Raw genomic sequence first — 18312 nt, forward strand, 5'->3', positions numbered from 1 at the left:
TTTTTATGTAATATTTTTTAATAAACAATCATTTTCTTGTCTACTTCCAATAGTTATTCTTAAACAATTTTTTAATGGACCAGAAGTAAAGCTTCGAACATTTATACTTCCTTCTAGAAGTCTTTTTTTGACCTCTAAAGCATTTGGAACCTCTACCAATATAAAATTTGCTTGTGCTCTATAAAGTTTTAAACCATCTATATTACTTAGTTTTTCCCATAAATATGCTCGCTCATGAATTATGTTTTTTACATTGTTATTTATTATTTCTGGATTCTTTAAAATAACAGACGTTATACTCTGCGTGATTGTATTTACATTATAAGGTGGTTTTACTTTTTTTAGTTCTTGCATTAAAACACCGCTAGTAATCATAAATCCAATTCTAATTGCTGCAAGTCCAATTTTCGAACAAGTTCTAAGTACAATCAAATTCTGGTATGTTTCTATTTTATCTACCACGGTCTCACCATAAAATTCAAAGTATGCTTCGTCAATAACTACAATGCATTTGCATCCTTCTATAATACTAATAATATCCTCTCTTTTAATAGTATTACCTGTAGGATTATTCGGATTAGATAAAAATACAATTTTAACCTTTTCACAATTAGCCATTGAAATAAAACCTTTTACATCTAACTCTAATTTTTTACTTAGTGGAAATTCAATTGGAACTCCTCCTGCAACTTTAGTATATAAACCATACATTGAAAAATCTGGACTTTGCATAGCGACCTTATCACCAGTATTTAAGAATGTATGTGCAATTATTTGTATGCACTCATCTGAACCATTTCCTGCCATTACATTTATATTTCTCACATTTGCATATAAAGAATAAAGATCACATACTTCTAAGGCATCTGCATCTGGATATCTATTATAAATAGAATTTTCTATTACCTTACTTATTTCGCGTCGAACCGCCTCTCCTAGGTTATCAAAACTTTCATTGGCATTTAACCTAACTTTATAATCAGTTTTACCTGCGTTATATGATTCAAAATCACTTAAGTCTTTTCTAAAAAAATCTTGTATCATTATTTAAACCTCACTTTAATCGAATTTCCGTGCGCAGAAAGTCCTTCAACTTCTGTTAGTTTTATAACCTCTTTTTTAACCTCACCTAGAGCTTCTTTGGTATAGTATATATAACTTGATTTTTTAATAAAATCATCTACAGATAATGGTGAAAAGAATTTTGCAGTTCCACTAGTTGGAAGAACATGATTTGGGCCTGCTACATAATCACCTAAAGGTTCTGGTGCATACTCACCCAAAAATATGGAACCTGCATTTTTTATATCTCCTAGGTAATTAAATGGGTCACGTAGCATAACTTCAAGATGTTCTGGTGCAATTTTATTTGCAAGATCTATAGACTCTTTTATATTTTGGGTTATTAAGATAACTCCATATTTTTCTAACGATTCCTTAATAATCTCGCATCTACTCATATCTTTTACCTGAGCTTCTAGCTCTTTCACTACCTTCTGCGCAAGTTCCCTTGAAGTTGTAATAAGCATAGCGGATGCAAGAACATCATGTTCTGCTTGAGACATTAAATCTGCAGCAATGAATTTTTCATTTGCAAGCTCATCTGCAATAATTAGAATTTCACTTGGACCTGCAATCATGTCTATGGCAACGTAGCCAAATACACTTTTCTTTGCCATAGCAACGTAAATATTCCCAGGTCCCACTATTTTATCAACTTTAGAAATCTTTTCTGTTCCATAAGCAAGCCCTGCAATTGCCTGAGCTCCACCAACTTTATAAATTTTATCAACACCTGCTATATCAGCTGAGACAAGAATATGTGGATTCACACTTCCGTCCTTAAGAGGTGGAGTTACCATCACTAGATTTTCAACTCCTGCTACCTTTGCTGGAATTGCATTCATAATAACTGAGCTTGGATAAGACGCTGTTCCACCAGGAACATATATTCCAACGCTATCAAGTCCCCTTACTGTTTGGCCTAAAATAACGCCCTTTTCTTTTGTCATCATCCAAGCATTTCTTTTTTGTTTTTCATGGAATTCTAAAACATTTTTTTTCGCCAGTGTAATTGCATCCAGAAAATCCTGATCTACCATTTTATATGCATTTTGAATTTCAACATCTGTTACCATAATATTTTCATTCGTAACAAATTTACTATCAAATCTTTGAGTGTACTCTATTATAGCATCATCACCTCTAGTTTTTACATCTGCTAGAATTTTGTCTACTATTATACTTACATCCTTTTGTACCTCTTCAGATCGTTTTTTTAAAAATTCTATATATTCTTTTCCTTCATTACTATTTGCCTCTGTAATTTTTATCATAGCGATGTCACCTCATTCTCATCAACATATTTTTGTACCTTTAATATTAGTTTGCTTATGTTTTCTTTTTTCATCTTCATACTGGCTCTATTTACTATCATTCTTGCACTTATATCACATATTTTTTCTATAATAATCAATCCATTTTCCTTTAGGGTGTCTCCTGTTTCTACCAAATCTACAATTGCATCGGATAACTCTAATATGGGAGCAAGTTCTACAGATCCATCAAGTTTAATGATTTCAACATCTTCATTATTTTTTTTAAAATATTCTTTTGCAACTGATGGATATTTGGTAGCTATCTTTTTACGATTATACCCATCATAACTTTTAAAACTTGGTAATGCTGCCACAGCAAACATACATTTTCCAACCTTCAAATCAACTACTTCATAAAATTCTTTATTCTGTTCCATTAAAGTATCTTTACCAACAATTCCAATATCTGCTGCTCCATGCTCTACATAAGTCAAAACATCTGTGGATTTAACAAGTACAAATTCTATATTATTTTTCTCATCTTTAAGAATTAATTTTCTCCCTTTGTTTTTAAGCTGCGTACAATCTATCCCAATCCCCTCAAACATTGAAATAGCATACTTTTCTAGTCTTCCTTTTGTTAATGCTATTCTTATTGCTTTCATTATAATTCCCCCAAACTTCTAATAAATTCCTCTGTTCTTGTCTTAAAGCTATTTTTATTTTTTATATCTATTATTTCAATATTTTCATCTTCAAGTATACAAATCATTTTATTTATCTTCTTTTGCTCTGCATAAATTAATGCCTTTTCCTTTTCTTCAAATAAGCTTAACTCGCAAGTAATGCCTTTTGCTCTAATTCGCGTTGCAAATTGATATACACTTCCTACTAATGAATCTTCATAATGTATGATGACTTTTTCATTTTCCTTCTCATTACTATTGCCTTGTTTTTCAAGGACAGATAGTATATTGTCCACATCAATTGCGAATCCAACTGCTGGCATAGATACACCAAATTTTGAAATTAGATTATCATATCTGCCCCCACTAATAATTGTAGTTCCAACTTCACTACTATACCCTCTAAAGGTTATACCTGTGTAATAGTCAATATGCTGTACCATACCTAAATCAATAGAAATATATTCACCAAGGCCTACACTTTCTATTCTCTGATAAATCTTTTCTATAGTATCTATTGCACTAAGTGCTCTTTCATTTTGAGTTAGCGTTCTTGCCTTTGCAAGTATTTCAATGCCCCCAAATAGCTCTGGCAGTTTTTTTAGTGCTTCAACATTTTTTATTCCAAACTTCTCTTCCTTTTCCTGTATAAACTCTCGAAGTGTTCCAAAGTTCTTGCTTTCTACAAGTCCTCTTAATTTTTCCATTTCAACTTCTGTAAGCTCTATGTCCTCAATTAGACCTTTAAAGAACTCAGCTTGACCAATTTCAAGTTCGAATTTTTGTACACCTATAGCAATAAGAGCCTGAATTGCAGTTATAATTACTTCTGCATCTGCCTTTGGACTTTCACTTCCTATTATTTCAATTCCAGATTGAGTCATTTCACTGACCTTTCCATTCCAATTTTCATTAATTCTAAATATATTTCCACTATAACAAATTCTTAGGGGGAACGCGGAATCTCTAAGCTTTGTTGCGGTAATTCTTGCTATAGGCATTGTCATATCTGGTCTTAGCACCAATATCCTTCCTGCACTATCAAAAAGTTTATACATTTTCTCTTGCTCTATAGATACATCATCTCCCTGAAACACATCATAAAATTCCAGTGTTGGAGATAACACTTCTAAATAACCAGCATCTATATTTAATTTCCTAAGTAAATCAATAATCTTTATTTTATTATTACAATCCTCAAAAAGTATATCTCTCGAACCTTCCGGTATATGTCTTTTCCAATTATTCAAAATTTCTCTCCTCCAGTTTTACTTCATTGCTTTATCGCTTTAGCGTTGTGACTTGTTAATATAATAAAATATTACCATTTTTTTTTAAGAAAGTCAATGGTTAATCTTCATTTTATCATTTAATTATAAATAAATTATATCACTCAATCATGTACACCTTCCATATAAAAAAACTTTTGGGAAATATATTTCAGATTATTGATATTTAAAAATTATTGTGATATTATTTTTTAGTTGTAATTTTTTTAAATAAGACATAATTATAAGTTTTAACAATTCTAATATGGATTGTATACTATAAATATATAATAAAAAAGGAGCTGTTACGGTGTGACAAAAAATGTTTTTGTTCAATTGTTAAATGTTTGTAAAAGTTTTGATCAAGATGAGGCTATCATTAAAAACTTAGATCTTGATATTAGGCAAGGGGAGTTTTTAACCTTACTTGGACCAAGTGGTTGTGGAAAAACCACTACATTAAGAATGATCGCTGGTTTTGAATTACCTACAAGTGGCTGCATTGTAATTGATGGAGAAAATATTACGGAAAAGCCACCATACCTTCGCAGTGTTAACACGGTATTTCAAAACTATGCCTTATTTCCTCATATGAATATTTATGATAATATCGCCTTTGGACTTAAAATGAAAAAGATGCCAAAGAAAGAAATCAAAAATAAAATAAATGAGATGTTAAAAATGGTTCAACTTGAAGGATATGAGAATAGAATGCCTTCTCAACTGAGTGGTGGACAGATGCAACGTGTTGCTATAGCAAGAGCCGTAGTTAACAGTCCAAAGGTTCTTCTTTTAGATGAACCACTAGGAGCACTTGATTTAAAACTTCGCAAACAAATGCAATTAGAGCTTAAACATCTTCAAAAAATTCTTGGTATAACCTTTGTGTTTGTAACCCACGATCAAGAAGAGGCATTAACAATGTCAGACAGGATTGTTGTTATGAACAAGGGAATTATTGAGCAAACTGGTACACCAGAAGAACTTTATGAGCACCCTAAAACTAAATTTGTAGCTGATTTTTTAGGAGAAACAAACATTTTAGAGGGAGAAGTATTTAAATTAAAAAAAGATGAAGTTTTGCTTAAACTTTATGAAGAAGAAGATATAATTAGAATTCCTAACCTAAGTTATAAGTTAGGGGATAAATTTATAGTCTCTGTTAGACCTGAGAGAATTAGAATAAAAAAAGACCCGCAGGAAGGAGATGTTTGGCTAGAGTGTAAATTCAAAGAACGAATTTACATCGGTTCAAATATTAAAGTTGTTATGATTCTTAAAAATGGCAAGGAAATTATAGTTAATGAACCCATTGGACAAAATTTTATATTTTCAGATGAAATTAAAAATTATTTCGTAACCTGGAATCCAAATCACACTATAGTTATTAAAGCATAAAGGTGGCGGAATAAATGAAAACTAAAAAATCAAAAAATCCCATTACAAAATATTTAACATCTGTTCTAAAATATTTGACAACAATTATGCCTGCTCTACTATGGATGGTTGTGTTTTTTGTTATACCCCTTATATTTATAGTTGTAGTTAGTTTTTCTACAAGAGGAGAGGTTGGAAATATAGTATATAAATTTACTCTATCTAACTATATAAATCTTTTAAATCCTCTTTATATTGATATTTTTATTAAATCAATTTTAATTGCTATATATACCACCGCTCTCTGTTTAATAATAGGATATCCATTTGCATTTATAATCGCTACATCACCTAAAAAATATAAACCATTCTTACTTTTACTTATAATACTCCCATTTTGGACTAACTCTTTGGTTAGAACCTATGCAATGATAGTGTTACTTCGAACAGAAGGAATAATAAATACGCTGCTACTACACTTGCATATAATAAATATACCCCTCCATTTAATGTATAACAATACAGCTGTTATGATTGGTATGTTATATATGATGTTTCCATTTATGGTACTTCCACTTTATACCTCTTTAGAAAAACTAGATAAGAGAATACTAGATGCTGCTTCAGACCTGGGCGCAGGACCAATTAATAGATTTTTAAAAGTTACCCTTCCGCTTACAAAGGGTGGAATTATATCAGGTTGTATTCTAGTATTTATTCCTACCTTAGGTCTTTTCTTTGTAACTGACCTTATGGGAGGTAGTAAAGTAATTCTTATGAGTAATCTTATTAAAAATCAATTCTTAACTGCAAGAGATTGGCCCTTCGGTTCGGCTATATCCGTTGTATTAATAATTGTTATGTTATCAGTTATTACCTTTAACTCAAGGACACCTGGAACTAAGGGGATGTTATGAATATGAAAATCAAAAAAACAAACTTAATGAAATTTCTATATTTACTTTTAATATTCATGTTTTTATATATACCAATTATGGTACTTATAGCCTTTTCCTTTAATCAATCAAAATTAAATGTAGTATGGACAGGTTTTACCTTTAAATGGTACCAAAGCCTTCTCCATAATGCTGGAATTTTAGATGCGGTTAAAAATTCCTTTATTATCGCTACAATAAGTACAATTATTTCAGTAATTATAGGAACTTTAGCAGCTATTGGAATGTATAGATATAAATTTAAAGGAAAAAGAATAGTTGACACAATTTTATATGTTCCTCTAGTTATTCCTGAAATAGTTATGGGTATATCATTGCTTGCCTTCTTTTCTATTGTAAAGATTCCTTTAGGAAAGGTATCTTTAATTATTGCTCATGTAACTTTCAGTATAGCGTACGTTGTTGCAGTAGTAAAAACTAGACTTGACGGCTTTGATAAATCCGTTGAAGAGGTAGCAATGGATCTCGGAGCAACATCGTTAAAAACATTTTTTTATGTAACACTTCCAATTATAATGCCAGGCGTTATCGCAGGTGCACTACTAGCCTTTACATTATCACTTGATGATGTAATAATTAGTTTTTTTGTTGCGGGTCCTGGTAGCGTAACTTTGCCTCTTAAAGTTTTTTCCATGGTAAAGTTCGGTGTTACCCCTGAAATTAACGCTCTTTCAACTTTGATAATACTTTTAACTGTTGTAGTATTGAGTTTTGCACTTATAATTCGAAATGTGAATATAAATATGAAGAAGATTGTAATAATACTAACATCAATTTTCCTTGTGGTGGCAAGTATTGGTGGTGGTATATATACTTATACTAAAAACAATGTAGCACCTAAGGAAGTTTTAAATGTTTTTAATTGGTCTGAATATCTACCGCAATCTGTTATAGATAAATTTGAACAAACATATAATATTAAAGTAAACTATAGTACCTTTTCTTCTAACGAGGAAATGCTGGCAAAGCTTATGGCAGGTGGTGGAAATTATGATCTAACAGTTGCAAGTGATTTTATGGTTGAGGTATTAAGTAAACAAGGCCTCATTCAGCAAATAAATAAAGAAAGTCTAACAAATCTTAAAAATATTGGACCACAGTTTTTAAACCTACCCTTTGATAAAGGAAATAAGTACAGTACCCCCTACATGTGGCTTGCAGGCATAATATCCTATGATAGTTCAAAAATTCCTGAAGGCACAATAAAGGGTTACAAAGACCTATGGAAACCAGAGTTTAAAAACTCTCTAACCGTCCTAGATGATGAAAGAGTTATAATTGGTATGACACTTAAGATGCTTGGCTATTCTCTAAATGAAACTAGTCCAGAAGCCCTTCAAAAGGCAAAAGAAGCATTAATAAAGCTTCAGCCTAACATTAAATCTTATGATAGTGATAGTCCAAAAACCAGTCTTATAAACGGAGAGGCGAAAGCAATATTTGCCTGGGGAGCAGAGGGAAGTTTGGCTAGTCGTGAAAATCCAAATATAAAATATGTAATACCTAGTGAGGGTCTATTCCTTCAACAAGATAACTTTGTAATTCCGAAAGCCGCAAAAAATATTAAAGCAGCCGAACTTTTTATGAATTTTATAATGGATCCAGAAATAAGTGCAGAAATTTCTCAAAGTTTCCCTTATGGAAATCCTAATACTTCAGCTTACAAATATATAGATAAAAAAATACTTGATGATAAAGCAGTTTACCCACCAGAAGAAGCAGTAAAAAAAGGTGAGTACTTAAGGGATATAGGAAACTCAGTAACAGATCTAGATAAGATATGGACTGAAGTTAAATAAGGTGTATTGGACCAAATAAAGTGGCTAAGATTATAAAAAATCTTAGCCACTTTATTTGGTTAAAATTCCTTTAACTATTCATCAATGTTTACATATAATTTTCCTCAAGGGATACACTATCACCTTCACATTATATTTAAAAATATAATGTAAAGGTGATATATATGAAAACTGAAAGTATTGATACTAAAATAAATAATATTATAAATGCCTTAGGACCATCAGCTCCCACTAAAGTTAAGAAGATATCAATTGGTAAAAATCCATCAATACAAGGCGCTATTATTTATATTGATGGTTTAGTAGATAAAAATATTATTAATCGTGATATTCTTAATCCTTTGATGATTCAAATACAAAGTTCCATAACAATTAAAAGTAACCCAGAGGGTTCAAAAATTCTATTTGATAGATACGTACTTTCACCTCTTATAGACAGATTGACTTATACACAAAATGCTATTTGTTATTCATTAATTGTGCAAACCTATTAATATTCTCTTCACTTATATTCAAAATATCTTTATTAACATCTATTTTAGATCCTTTATTTTCTTTTTTAGATACCATCTTAATTATAAATTTTTCAAAAAAATTCATTTTACTAAAAATGAAACCTCCTCCAAGATGTTCTTTAACTGTAGCCACAGAAATTAATTCATTAGAAAAACAACTGTCTAACTGTGTTATTGCCTTGTCACCTTCACTCATGCAACATACAAAAAGACCTATTTTTTTATTTCTTAATAAATCAACATTTTTTAAGCAAAATTCTGTTATATTCTTTTGAATTCTCCCTGCATATATTGACCCACCAATCACGATATTATCAAATGAATTCATATCAGGTAATATATCCTTTTTTATGTTTACAACTACAACTTCCCCATTAAGTTTTCCTTTTAAAACATTACTACATTTTTCTGTACAACCATGTTTAGACCCATAAACTATAAGTGTTTTCATAAATTTCCCACTCCTTTTGTAAATCAATACCATTATATCAATAAAGGGTTTATTAATCAAAGAAATAATTGTATTAAAGGTCATTAGATCTTTAATACAGCTGACTTTGGTTATAATAATTCGATATCTTCATGTTTAGAAAATTCATCTAAAATTTCTTCCACTAGGGAATGCTTTAAGTTTCTAAAATTTCTCGCCTTACAAATAAACCTTAAGTTTAAACATACCCTTCCAGGTTCCATTGATGTATATATTGTATGAGAAAGATTTTCGTAATAAATTGGAAGGGTTTTTGATGCGATTTTTAGTGCCTCTTTTGCCTCCCCTTCAATATCTCCTACTTTATTATTAGCAATAGATATTAATATATCTTTAGCTTTTTTCCAATTACTTTTAAGTGTAAGGTTTATTTCAAGCTCGTCCCAAGTAAAAGGAAAAGAATTTGTTTCATTTATGAGTTCTTCAGTAAGAACTTTAATATTTGGTATATAAATAATTCTTCCAGTGCTTTGTCCGTAAGTCTTGTCGTCATTTACTATAACCTCAATTATAGTAGTGTAAAACCAGTCCATGGCTATTACGTCACCAATACTTTTCCCAAGTTTTATTCTATCACCAATTTGAAATGGCTTTTGGGTGATAATTATTAACCATCCCAAAAAATTTGCTACAACATCACGAAATGCAAATGCTAGTCCAGCTGATAAAATCCCTAAAAATGTAAGTATATCCTTGGACTCATTCATCCATATTGGTATAATCACTATAACCAATAAAATATTTATGGATTGTGACGATATTTTTTTATATTTTATTATATCATTTGAATCAAAATTGGATTTATTAACAAATAAACAAATACTTTTCTTTAATAAATGAAATATAATAATTAAAAATAAGGTTATAATTATTCTTATAAGAACACTAACAGTGTCAAACTGTAAGCCTAGCTCTAACAAAAAATTTGCCACTATCCTTTTGCTCCTTTATATTGATTCTAATTATGTATATGTATTAGAATATGTAAAATAGACTATTAACCAATTTACTAATAAGACAATTTTTTAATAAAACATTGACTTTAACTAAAATTGTGTATAATATTTAGGGTGGAATATAAAAACTTCTAGCCACTTTTCAAAATTGGTTAGGGGTTTTTTTTGAAAAAACAATATAAAAAAGGCAAATAAATTTTGTCATGGAGGTAAAAATGGCTAAGAATAGAAGTGTTAAAGGTAATTTTGTATATAACAATATAGAGAAAATAGGTAAAAATTTTATGTATAAAAATCTTGAGAGAAGCAATTGTTATAATAGTGATTTTTCTAGTTCAAATTTTAATTATGTTAATTTTAGAGGGGCTCATTTTAAATCATGCGTTTTTTTTGAATGCACTTTTAAATGGGCAGAATTCATTGGAACAAATTTGAAAGACAGTGATTTTGAAAATGCTATATTTGAAAATGCTATATTTGATTCTGTGAATTTAGATGGAGCCAATTTCAAAGATGCAGAATTTAAAAACACTATATTTTTATCAACTGACGTTACAAAAGCAATTAATTTTGATATTAAAAGTTCAGGAATTAAGATTTTCAATGAAATGCCTTTATTTGAAATTAGTGAAGAGCTTAAAATAGCAGTTCTCAATGTAATGAAAAACAAATATGTAAAAGCTGCAAGGGTCCTTGATACAAAAGATGGTGGCATTAACTTAATAAATTTAATGGTATTACTAGAGAATTTTAATGAAGAAACATTAATTAAAGGATTAAATATGCTTAAAGATGAACTGAATTGTGAATTTTATACATTAAGTTATATTATTAAATTTTTAAAAAATAATATGTAATTAGATTTGTTTACAATTTAAAAAATGACATTAAAGCATATAAGGAGTACATAAGATGAATGGGCGATCACATCAAAAGATAGCAATGTTATCATATGCAATTGTAGCAACGATGCCTACAATTAATTCAATGATAATATTCAATAATAACTACATACATGTTCCAATGGGAATAAGCCTTGTAGGTCTTGGAACTGCATCTTTAGCAGGACTGCTAGTTGATGCTGACAGTCGAAATAGTAGGATAAATCACATGAATCCGCTTACATCTACAAGTAATAAAATAATAAATGACATAGAAAAATTCATAAAATTATTTCTGAGATTAGTGTTGTCTTTTGGATCCTGTGCACTAATATTATGGTATTCAAAACCAATTATAGTTCAATTAGCAAAGATAAAATATATAGGTAGATATGCAGATATATATCTATATTTTATTTCTTTTATTTTTATAGTTTTGGCATTAACTAATGAGCGGAATTATAAAAGAATTCCACTCATTGGTTTAATTTATAAGAAAATATCTTTTGAAATAAATAAGAGTTCAAATAATTTCAAAGGATTAACCATGTTTTTAACTTATACTGGTTGCAGCGTAATTTTAGCAATTTATAATTTTACTAATTTAAATGATATTTTTATTTATATTATTTGTATCTTGTTAATTTGTATAGCAATATTCCCCCATAGAACATTTTTACATTCAATAGAAGGAGTTATAATTTTTACAATTTCAGCCTCATATGTATTTAACAACTTAGGCTATGAATATTTAACAGGGTGTTTTTTTGTTGGATATATAAGTCATATTTATTGGGCTGATATATTTACAAAAGAGGGAGTGCCAGTACTTTCAATGCCAAGGTTTATAACGAAGTTATTAAAAAAGTTAGGTATCCATAATAAATTTGTTTATATATTAGAAAAAATAGGTAAATTTAAACTTAAATTCCCACCTTTCATTACCACAGGCTCTGATATGGGTAATTTATTTGAAGTAATTTATATTATAGTATTACTTATAGTAGCTGTAATAGGTTTCAATGTTTATGGTGGACAATTCAAGGTAATCTAAATAAAAAACAATATCATTTTAAGCATAGACATCAATTTTGGTATACAATTAAAGATATACAAATGTAAAAATAAAAGGAGAGATTTTATGAATTTTGTTGCTGATTTACATACCCATACTATAATTAGTAGCCATGCATATAGTACTTTAATGGAAAATGCAAAGTATGCTAGTGAGATAGGTCTTGGTATATTAGGAGTTACAGATCATGGCCCTAAAATGCCTGGTGCTCCCGATCTTTGGCATTTTGGAAATTTCAAAGTACTTCCAAGAGAATTGTTCGGAGTTAAAATGCTTTACGGATGTGAAGCAAATATAATTGATTACGAAGGTAATCTCGATATTCCAGAAGAGATCCAAAAAGGTCTTGATATTATGATTGTTAGTATGCATGAGCCTATAATGAAAGGTGGAAATAGTGTCGACTTAAATACAGTTACTATTTTGAAAGCTATGGATAATCCTAATGTTAATATTTTGGGGCATATAGGAAATCCTAGATTTCCTATATATGAGGAAGCGATAATTAAAAAAGCAAAAGAAAAAAATATATTAATAGAAATAAATAATAGTTCTCTCGTAAGTTCAAGAAAAGGAAGCGACAAAAATTGCAATAAAATAGCACAACTGTGCAAAGAACTTGGAGCACAAATTATTGTAAACAGTGATGCTCATTTCTGCTATTCTATAGGGAATTTTAGTGTTGCAGAAAAAATGCTTAAAGAGATAAACATGCCTGAAGAACTTATTATTAATTTAAATAAAGAAAGATTAATGACCTTTCTCAAAGAAAAAAATAAAAACATATTATAAAGTAACTAAAAGCAATGATAAATAAAGTTGATGTTGTAATTTTATTTGTTATTTAAAGAGCTTGACAGTTTTGCAGTCAAGCTCCTTTGCTTTTAATATCTTATTTAACTGTTAACTCATAACAACATTTCATAATATAAACGACTAAATTAAATATCAGTTTATAGCCACATTATCTTCCTCATCTTCCAAATCCTCAATTGCCTTTTCCATTGCGACTCCAACATCGCCTACGGATTTATTAGGTGCACTATTCAAAGTATCTTTAATTTCCTCTCTTTTTATATTTATCTCTTCATTATCTTCATTATCTTCATTATCTTCATTATAATCACTGTCTTTTGCATTGCTAACAATAATATCCTTTATTTCATCACAATACCTTCTGGCAAATAAACCCGCAATAGCACCTCCAATTGAAAGACCTAATACTGTGAAAACTACAAAACCCTTATTTGAGTCATTCTTTTTTTTTCTTTGTTTAGATTTTATGCCTTTTGCTATTTTGTGTAAATAATTCATAATAACCCTCCTTGTATAATTAATGGTCCTATAATATTAATTATATTGTTTCCCATTATTATAAAAAAATTCTATAATCCCTCATAATAAAATTATAATTATAAAGAATAAATACGAAATTATATACACAAACTAAATGTAAATGAGGTGTTATAATGGAAAAAAAACTAAGCCTTATAATGTTTAGTGGCGAATATGATAAAGCACTAGCTGGATTAATACTAGCAAATTCAGCTAAAGAATTGGGAATGGAAGTATCTATGTTTTTTGCCTTTTGGGGTCTACTTTTACTTAGAGATCCCGATGCGAAACCAAGCGAAGATAAATCTTCACTTGAGAGACTTATGGGCATCTTGACTCCAAAAGGTCCAGAAGAATTACCACTCTCTAACATGAACTTTAGTGGTTTTGGGAAGAAAATGCTACAAGCTATGATGAAGGAAGATGGAACACCAACCCTTTCAAAATTTCTAGAAGGCGCTGTAAAAAAAGGAGTTAAGTTCTACGGTTGTAAGCTTTCAATGGAAGTTATGGGGTTTAAAAAAGAAGAACTAATTCCAGAACTTGAGGTAATTGAAGCTAAGGATTACCTAAAGGATGCTCTTGAGTCGGATATTCAATTATTTATATGAGTGCAAGTGCAGAATTTCTGCACTTTTTTCAACTTTATAACTAAATTATTTTTATTATCTTTTTTATTCATATTTGTTATTATATTACACTTGTAGTTATAATACATTTTCGGTTATAATAACTTTAGTAGGTATAATTTGTTGGATTGTGTCTATAATTATCGTTTCAGAACGGAAAGAAGGTCTTTAGATGCAATTTATTTCATTAAGTTTTTTAATGTTTTTTTTATTTGTTTGTACTTTTTATTTTGTAATTCCTTTTAAATTTCAATGGGTTTGGCTTTTAATGTCCAGTTATTTCTTTTATATGATTGTGAACCCTAAATATGCAATACTAATAGCTACATCCACTATTATTACATATTTAAGTGGATTATTAATTGAAAATGCAAATAAAATAAGTAATAAAAAAAATGCTACCAGATTAAAAAAATTATATGTATTTGCAAGTTTTTCTAGTAATTTAGGTATCTTATTTTTATTTAAATATTATAATTTTTTCAATGATAGTCTAACACGAATACTAAATTTATTTAGCATTTCAATTCATATGCCCTTTTCTAAATATTTATTACCCTTAGGGATATCTTTTTATACTCTTCAAGCCCTAAGCTATACTATGGATGTTTATAGAAAAGATGTTTCAGCCGAGAAAAATTTAGGTAAATATGCACTGTTTGTTTCATTTTTTCCGCAAGTTGTTGCTGGTCCAATTGAAAAATCAAAGAATATGTTACATCAGTTTAACGAAAAGCATTTTTTCAATTATGATAGAATTAAAAATGGTCTATTATTAATGTTATGGGGTGTAATGGTAAAAATAGTAATAGCAGATAGATTAGCTATTATAGTTAAAACTGTCTACACAAACCCAAACAATTATAAAGGTTTTGCAACCACAATAGCTACGTTGTTTTTTACTTTTCAAATTTACTGTGATTTCTTGTCTTATTCAAACATAGCAAGAGGTGCAGCCGAGGTTTTAGGTTTTAAAGTAACTAATAATTTTCGTCAACCCTACTTATCAAAATCAATAAAAGAATTTTGGAGTTGTTGGCACATCTCACTTACTAGCTGGTTTAAGGATTACGTATACTTCCCTTTAGGGGGAAATAGACGTGGTAAATTAATAACATATTGTAACATCATGATTATTTTCTTAGTAAGTGGGTTATGGCATGGCGCTACATCTACTTTTGTTATATGGGGCGGTCTTCACGGGCTTTATCAGATTTCGGCGTATTTTCTTAAACCTGCCAAAGTAAATATCATAAAAACTTTTAAAATTAAAACAGAAATATTTAGTTTTAAGTTGCTTCAAGTTTTAATAACTTTTCTACTTGTTGATTTTGCTTGGATATTCTTTAGAGCTACTTCATTTCTAAATGCTATAACAATAATTAAAAACATTTTTTACTTTAATCCCTGGGTACTACTGGATGGTTCTATTTTTAAATTAGGACTCGATTCATTTGATTTTTCAGTTGCAATTATTGGTATTTTTTTAGTTTTAACAGTAGATATAATGGGTCGAACAAAAAATCTAAGGATTCAACTATCTAAACAAAATATAATTTTTAGATGGGGTGCATATATAGGTTCAGTTGTAGCTATTCTTGTCCTCGGAATGTACGGTCCAGGATATAGTTTGCAACAATTTATTTATTCACAATTTTAGGAGGACACCACATGGTTAAAAAGGCGTTTATAAAAGGGTCTATTTTTATTATTGTACTATTTCTTATAATTGTAACTCTTAACTCTCTTTTTGTTATAAAAACAAATCATCGCGCTAAACTAACAGAGGGATTATATACTAATACAGGAGATGCGTTCGATGTTGTATTATTGGGGTCAAGCCATATGGATGCACTAATAAATCCTAATACATTATGGAAGCAATATGGAATAACAAGCTTTGACTATTCCACTGGAGGTCAACCAATAGATGTGACATATTATTTGCTTAAAGAAATCTTGAAAAAGCATAAAAATCCAATTGTGGTAGTGGATTTATATTATTTAGGTTCAACTGATAAATTTGGTAATGAGGGTTATATAAGAACTGCTTTAGACAACATTAAATTTTCCTTAAATAAAGTAGATGCTATTATTAACTGCACACCGAAAAAACAATGGATCAACTATCTTTTCCCTATTTTTAAATACCATGATCGCTGGAAAGAGTTAACAGAAAGAGATTATACTTTTGATACCTCAGAGATTTACTATAAAAAAGGATTTGGTGCTAGTCATGATTTATATGGAAAAGAAAACACTTCAAATTCTTCAACGACAGACAAGGCGAACCTTCCACCTAAGACAGAAGAATATTTGAATAAAATTATTGATTTATCTAAAAAGGAAAGCTTCAAATTAATTTTCACCAATGCTCCTCATGATTATAATCAAACATCTGGTTCAAAATTTTGGACGACCGAACCTGCAAAGATGTTTAACAAGGTAGCAGCGATTTCTAAAGCCAATAACATACCCTTCATCAATTATAACAAAATGCTAGATGAATTGGAGTTTAATTTTAAGACAGATATGGTTAATATAGGACACTTGAATATTAATGGCGCTAATAAAGTTTCATTAAATTTTGGTGAATATCTAATAGAAAATTATAAATTAATAGATCATCGTAATGATCCAAATTATGCAAATTGGAATTCTGATTATATTCTTAATTCTCACGCCGAAGCAGCCATTGACATTACTAGTGAAACTGATTTTAAAAAATATACTACCTTAATAAATAATAAAGATTACATTATAGTTGCTAGTTCTAATGATGATAAGATTTTAGAAAATACAGCTTTAAAATCTTCATTATCTCAATTTGGATTAAAACTTGATTCTAAGAATAATGTCGGGTCTAATTACCTAGCGGTTATCAATGATAATAAAGTACAATCTGAAACGCTTAGCAGTTCTAAATTATCAAAGACATTTAAATTTGATAAAGATATTAATTTGCAGGTCTCAACTAGCAGTGATGATAACGCTATGCCAAGTATTATTTTAAATGGAGTCGAATCTATAAATAAACAAAATGGGACAAATATTGTGGTTTATGATAAACTATTAAAAAAAGTTATAGATAATATTTATCTAGATACCAATAATACAATTAAAAGATAACAATTTTATTGGTATTGTTTATAGAAGGGCAAGTTCAGAAATTCTGTACTTGCCCTTCTATTTTATAATTAAATTATTATATGTTATTATAATAGCCTTGTAATTATAATACATTTTCGGTTATAATAAATTGCAGATATAATTTGTATAATTATGTCTATAATTATCGTTTTACAACGGAAAGAAGGTCTATAGATGCAATTTATCTCATTAAGTTTTTTATTGTTTTTTTTAGTAATTTCAATTTTTTATTTTATCATTCCTTATAAATTTCAATGGGCTTGGCTTTTAATATGTAGTTATTTCTTTTATACGACTGTTAATCCCAAATATGCCCTGTTAATAGCAACCTCTACTATTATTACATATTTAAGCGGATTATTAATTGAAAATGCAGATAAAATAAATAATAAAAAAAAATCTACAAAATTAAAGAAGTTATTGGTACTTGCAAGCTTTTCTAGTAACTTAGGTATCTTATTTTTATTTAAATATTATAATTTTTTTAATGATAGTTTAACGCGTATACTAAATTTATTTAACATTTCAATTCATATGCCAGCTTTTAAATATTTGTTACCCTTAGGGATATCTTTTTATACCCTTCAATCCCTAAGCTATACTATGGATGTTTATAGAAAAGATGTTGCAGCCGAGAAAAATTTAGGTAAATATGCACTGTTTGTTTCATTCTTTCCTCAAGTTGTAGCTGGTCCAATTGAAAAATCAAAGAATATGTTACATCAGTTTAACGAAAAGCATTTTTTTAACTATGATAGGGTTAAAAATGGTCTATTATTAATGTTATGGGGTGTAATGGTAAAAATAGTAATAGCAGATAGATTAGCTATTATAGTTAAAACTGTCTACACAAACCCAAACAATTATAAAGGTTTTG

17 protein-coding genes and 1 pseudogene are annotated in these 18312 nt (G+C 29.2%); 11 read left to right on the plus strand and 7 right to left on the minus strand.

Translation table 11 applies throughout. The features are described 5' to 3' along the window. Positions 1 to 3 precede the first annotated feature (3 nt). From hisC to VIM70_RS16535, 4 genes are read right to left on the minus strand one after another with little or no spacing between them, the layout of a single operon-like run. Entirely contained in the window at positions 4 to 1044 is a 1041-nt protein-coding gene (gene hisC, locus VIM70_RS16520) for a histidinol-phosphate transaminase (protein WP_331946872.1), read from the minus strand. Further along, positions 1044 to 2336, minus strand: a complete 1293-nt coding sequence (hisD, locus tag VIM70_RS16525) for a histidinol dehydrogenase (RefSeq protein WP_331946873.1) — start codon at positions 2334 to 2336, stop codon at positions 1044 to 1046. Before hisD ends, hisC begins: the two co-directional genes overlap by 1 nt. Beyond that, a complete protein-coding gene (hisG, locus tag VIM70_RS16530) occupies positions 2333 to 2983 on the minus strand; it encodes an ATP phosphoribosyltransferase (protein ID WP_331946874.1) in 651 nt (216 codons plus the stop codon). Before hisG ends, hisD begins: the two co-directional genes overlap by 4 nt. Then, positions 2983 to 4254: an ATP phosphoribosyltransferase regulatory subunit gene (locus tag VIM70_RS16535; protein ID WP_331946875.1), complete on the minus strand. Its 1272-nt coding sequence runs from the start codon at positions 4252 to 4254 to the stop codon at positions 2983 to 2985. Before VIM70_RS16535 ends, hisG begins: the two co-directional genes overlap by 1 nt. 330 nt (positions 4255 to 4584) lie before the next feature. Between VIM70_RS16535 and VIM70_RS16540 the strand changes: the two genes are divergently transcribed. The 4 genes from VIM70_RS16540 (at position 4585) to VIM70_RS16555 (ending at position 8898) form a co-directional block, all read left to right on the plus strand. Further along, the gene (locus VIM70_RS16540; protein WP_331946876.1) at positions 4585 to 5670 is read left to right on the plus strand and encodes an ABC transporter ATP-binding protein; all 1086 of its coding nucleotides are present in this window, start codon (positions 4585 to 4587) and stop codon (positions 5668 to 5670) included. A 14-nt stretch (positions 5671 to 5684) separates the two neighbouring features. After that, complete coding sequence (locus tag VIM70_RS16545; RefSeq protein WP_414648722.1) at positions 5685 to 6566, plus strand: ABC transporter permease; 882 nt, start codon at positions 5685 to 5687, stop codon at positions 6564 to 6566. Between the two features lie 2 nt (positions 6567 to 6568). After that, a complete protein-coding gene (locus VIM70_RS16550; protein ID WP_331946877.1) occupies positions 6569 to 8404 on the plus strand; it encodes an extracellular solute-binding protein in 1836 nt (611 codons plus the stop codon). A gap of 164 nt (positions 8405 to 8568) precedes the next feature. Further along, on the plus strand, positions 8569 to 8898 hold the full coding sequence (locus VIM70_RS16555; protein WP_331946878.1) for a hypothetical protein: 330 nt from the start codon (positions 8569 to 8571) through the stop codon (positions 8896 to 8898). Here VIM70_RS16555 and VIM70_RS16560 read toward each other — a convergent pair. Continuing rightward, the gene (locus tag VIM70_RS16560) at positions 8864 to 9370 is read right to left on the minus strand and encodes a flavodoxin domain-containing protein (RefSeq protein WP_331946879.1); all 507 of its coding nucleotides are present in this window, start codon (positions 9368 to 9370) and stop codon (positions 8864 to 8866) included. The two genes, VIM70_RS16555 and VIM70_RS16560, sit on opposite strands and share 35 nt — an antisense overlap. Positions 9371 to 9480: 110 nt before the next feature. Further along, a complete protein-coding gene (locus VIM70_RS16565) occupies positions 9481 to 10341 on the minus strand; it encodes a mechanosensitive ion channel family protein (RefSeq protein ID WP_331946880.1) in 861 nt (286 codons plus the stop codon). A 239-nt stretch (positions 10342 to 10580) separates the two neighbouring features. On the opposite strand from VIM70_RS16565, the gene VIM70_RS16570 reads away from it, so the two are divergent. From VIM70_RS16570 to VIM70_RS16580, 3 genes are all read left to right on the plus strand, one after another. After that, complete coding sequence (locus tag VIM70_RS16570) at positions 10581 to 11222, plus strand: pentapeptide repeat-containing protein (RefSeq protein WP_331946881.1); 642 nt, start codon at positions 10581 to 10583, stop codon at positions 11220 to 11222. A 55-nt stretch (positions 11223 to 11277) separates the two neighbouring features. Then, positions 11278 to 12300, plus strand: a complete 1023-nt coding sequence (locus VIM70_RS16575) for a metal-dependent hydrolase (RefSeq protein WP_331946882.1) — start codon at positions 11278 to 11280, stop codon at positions 12298 to 12300. 87 nt (positions 12301 to 12387) lie between these two features. Continuing rightward, the gene (locus VIM70_RS16580) at positions 12388 to 13113 is read left to right on the plus strand and encodes a phosphatase (RefSeq protein ID WP_331946883.1); all 726 of its coding nucleotides are present in this window, start codon (positions 12388 to 12390) and stop codon (positions 13111 to 13113) included. A 156-nt stretch (positions 13114 to 13269) separates the two neighbouring features. Here VIM70_RS16580 and VIM70_RS16585 read toward each other — a convergent pair whose 3' ends face one another. Further along, positions 13270 to 13635, minus strand: coding sequence for a hypothetical protein (locus VIM70_RS16585; protein ID WP_331946884.1), 366 nt, complete (start codon positions 13633 to 13635; stop codon positions 13270 to 13272). A gap of 155 nt (positions 13636 to 13790) precedes the next feature. On the opposite strand from VIM70_RS16585, the gene VIM70_RS16590 reads away from it, so the two are divergent. The 4 genes and pseudogenes from VIM70_RS16590 to VIM70_RS16605 form a co-directional block, all read left to right on the plus strand. After that, positions 13791 to 14267 (plus strand): DsrE/DsrF/DrsH-like family protein, encoded by a 477-nt coding sequence (locus tag VIM70_RS16590; protein WP_331946885.1) that lies wholly within the window; start codon positions 13791 to 13793, stop codon positions 14265 to 14267. 286 nt (positions 14268 to 14553) lie between these two features. After that, positions 14554 to 15945, plus strand: a complete 1392-nt coding sequence (locus tag VIM70_RS16595; protein ID WP_333783851.1) for an MBOAT family O-acyltransferase — start codon at positions 14554 to 14556, stop codon at positions 15943 to 15945. Positions 15946 to 15956: 11 nt separating this feature from the next. Further along, positions 15957 to 17414: a hypothetical protein gene (locus tag VIM70_RS16600; RefSeq protein WP_331946887.1), complete on the plus strand. Its 1458-nt coding sequence runs from the start codon at positions 15957 to 15959 to the stop codon at positions 17412 to 17414. Positions 17415 to 17609: 195 nt separating this feature from the next. Next, positions 17610 to 18312: pseudogene (locus VIM70_RS16605) on the plus strand (MBOAT family protein); the annotation flags it as partial.

Origin of the sequence: Clostridium sp., assembly GCF_036569345.1 — a bacterium.
Taxonomy (GTDB): Bacteria; Bacillota; Clostridia; order Clostridiales; family Clostridiaceae; genus Clostridium_AD.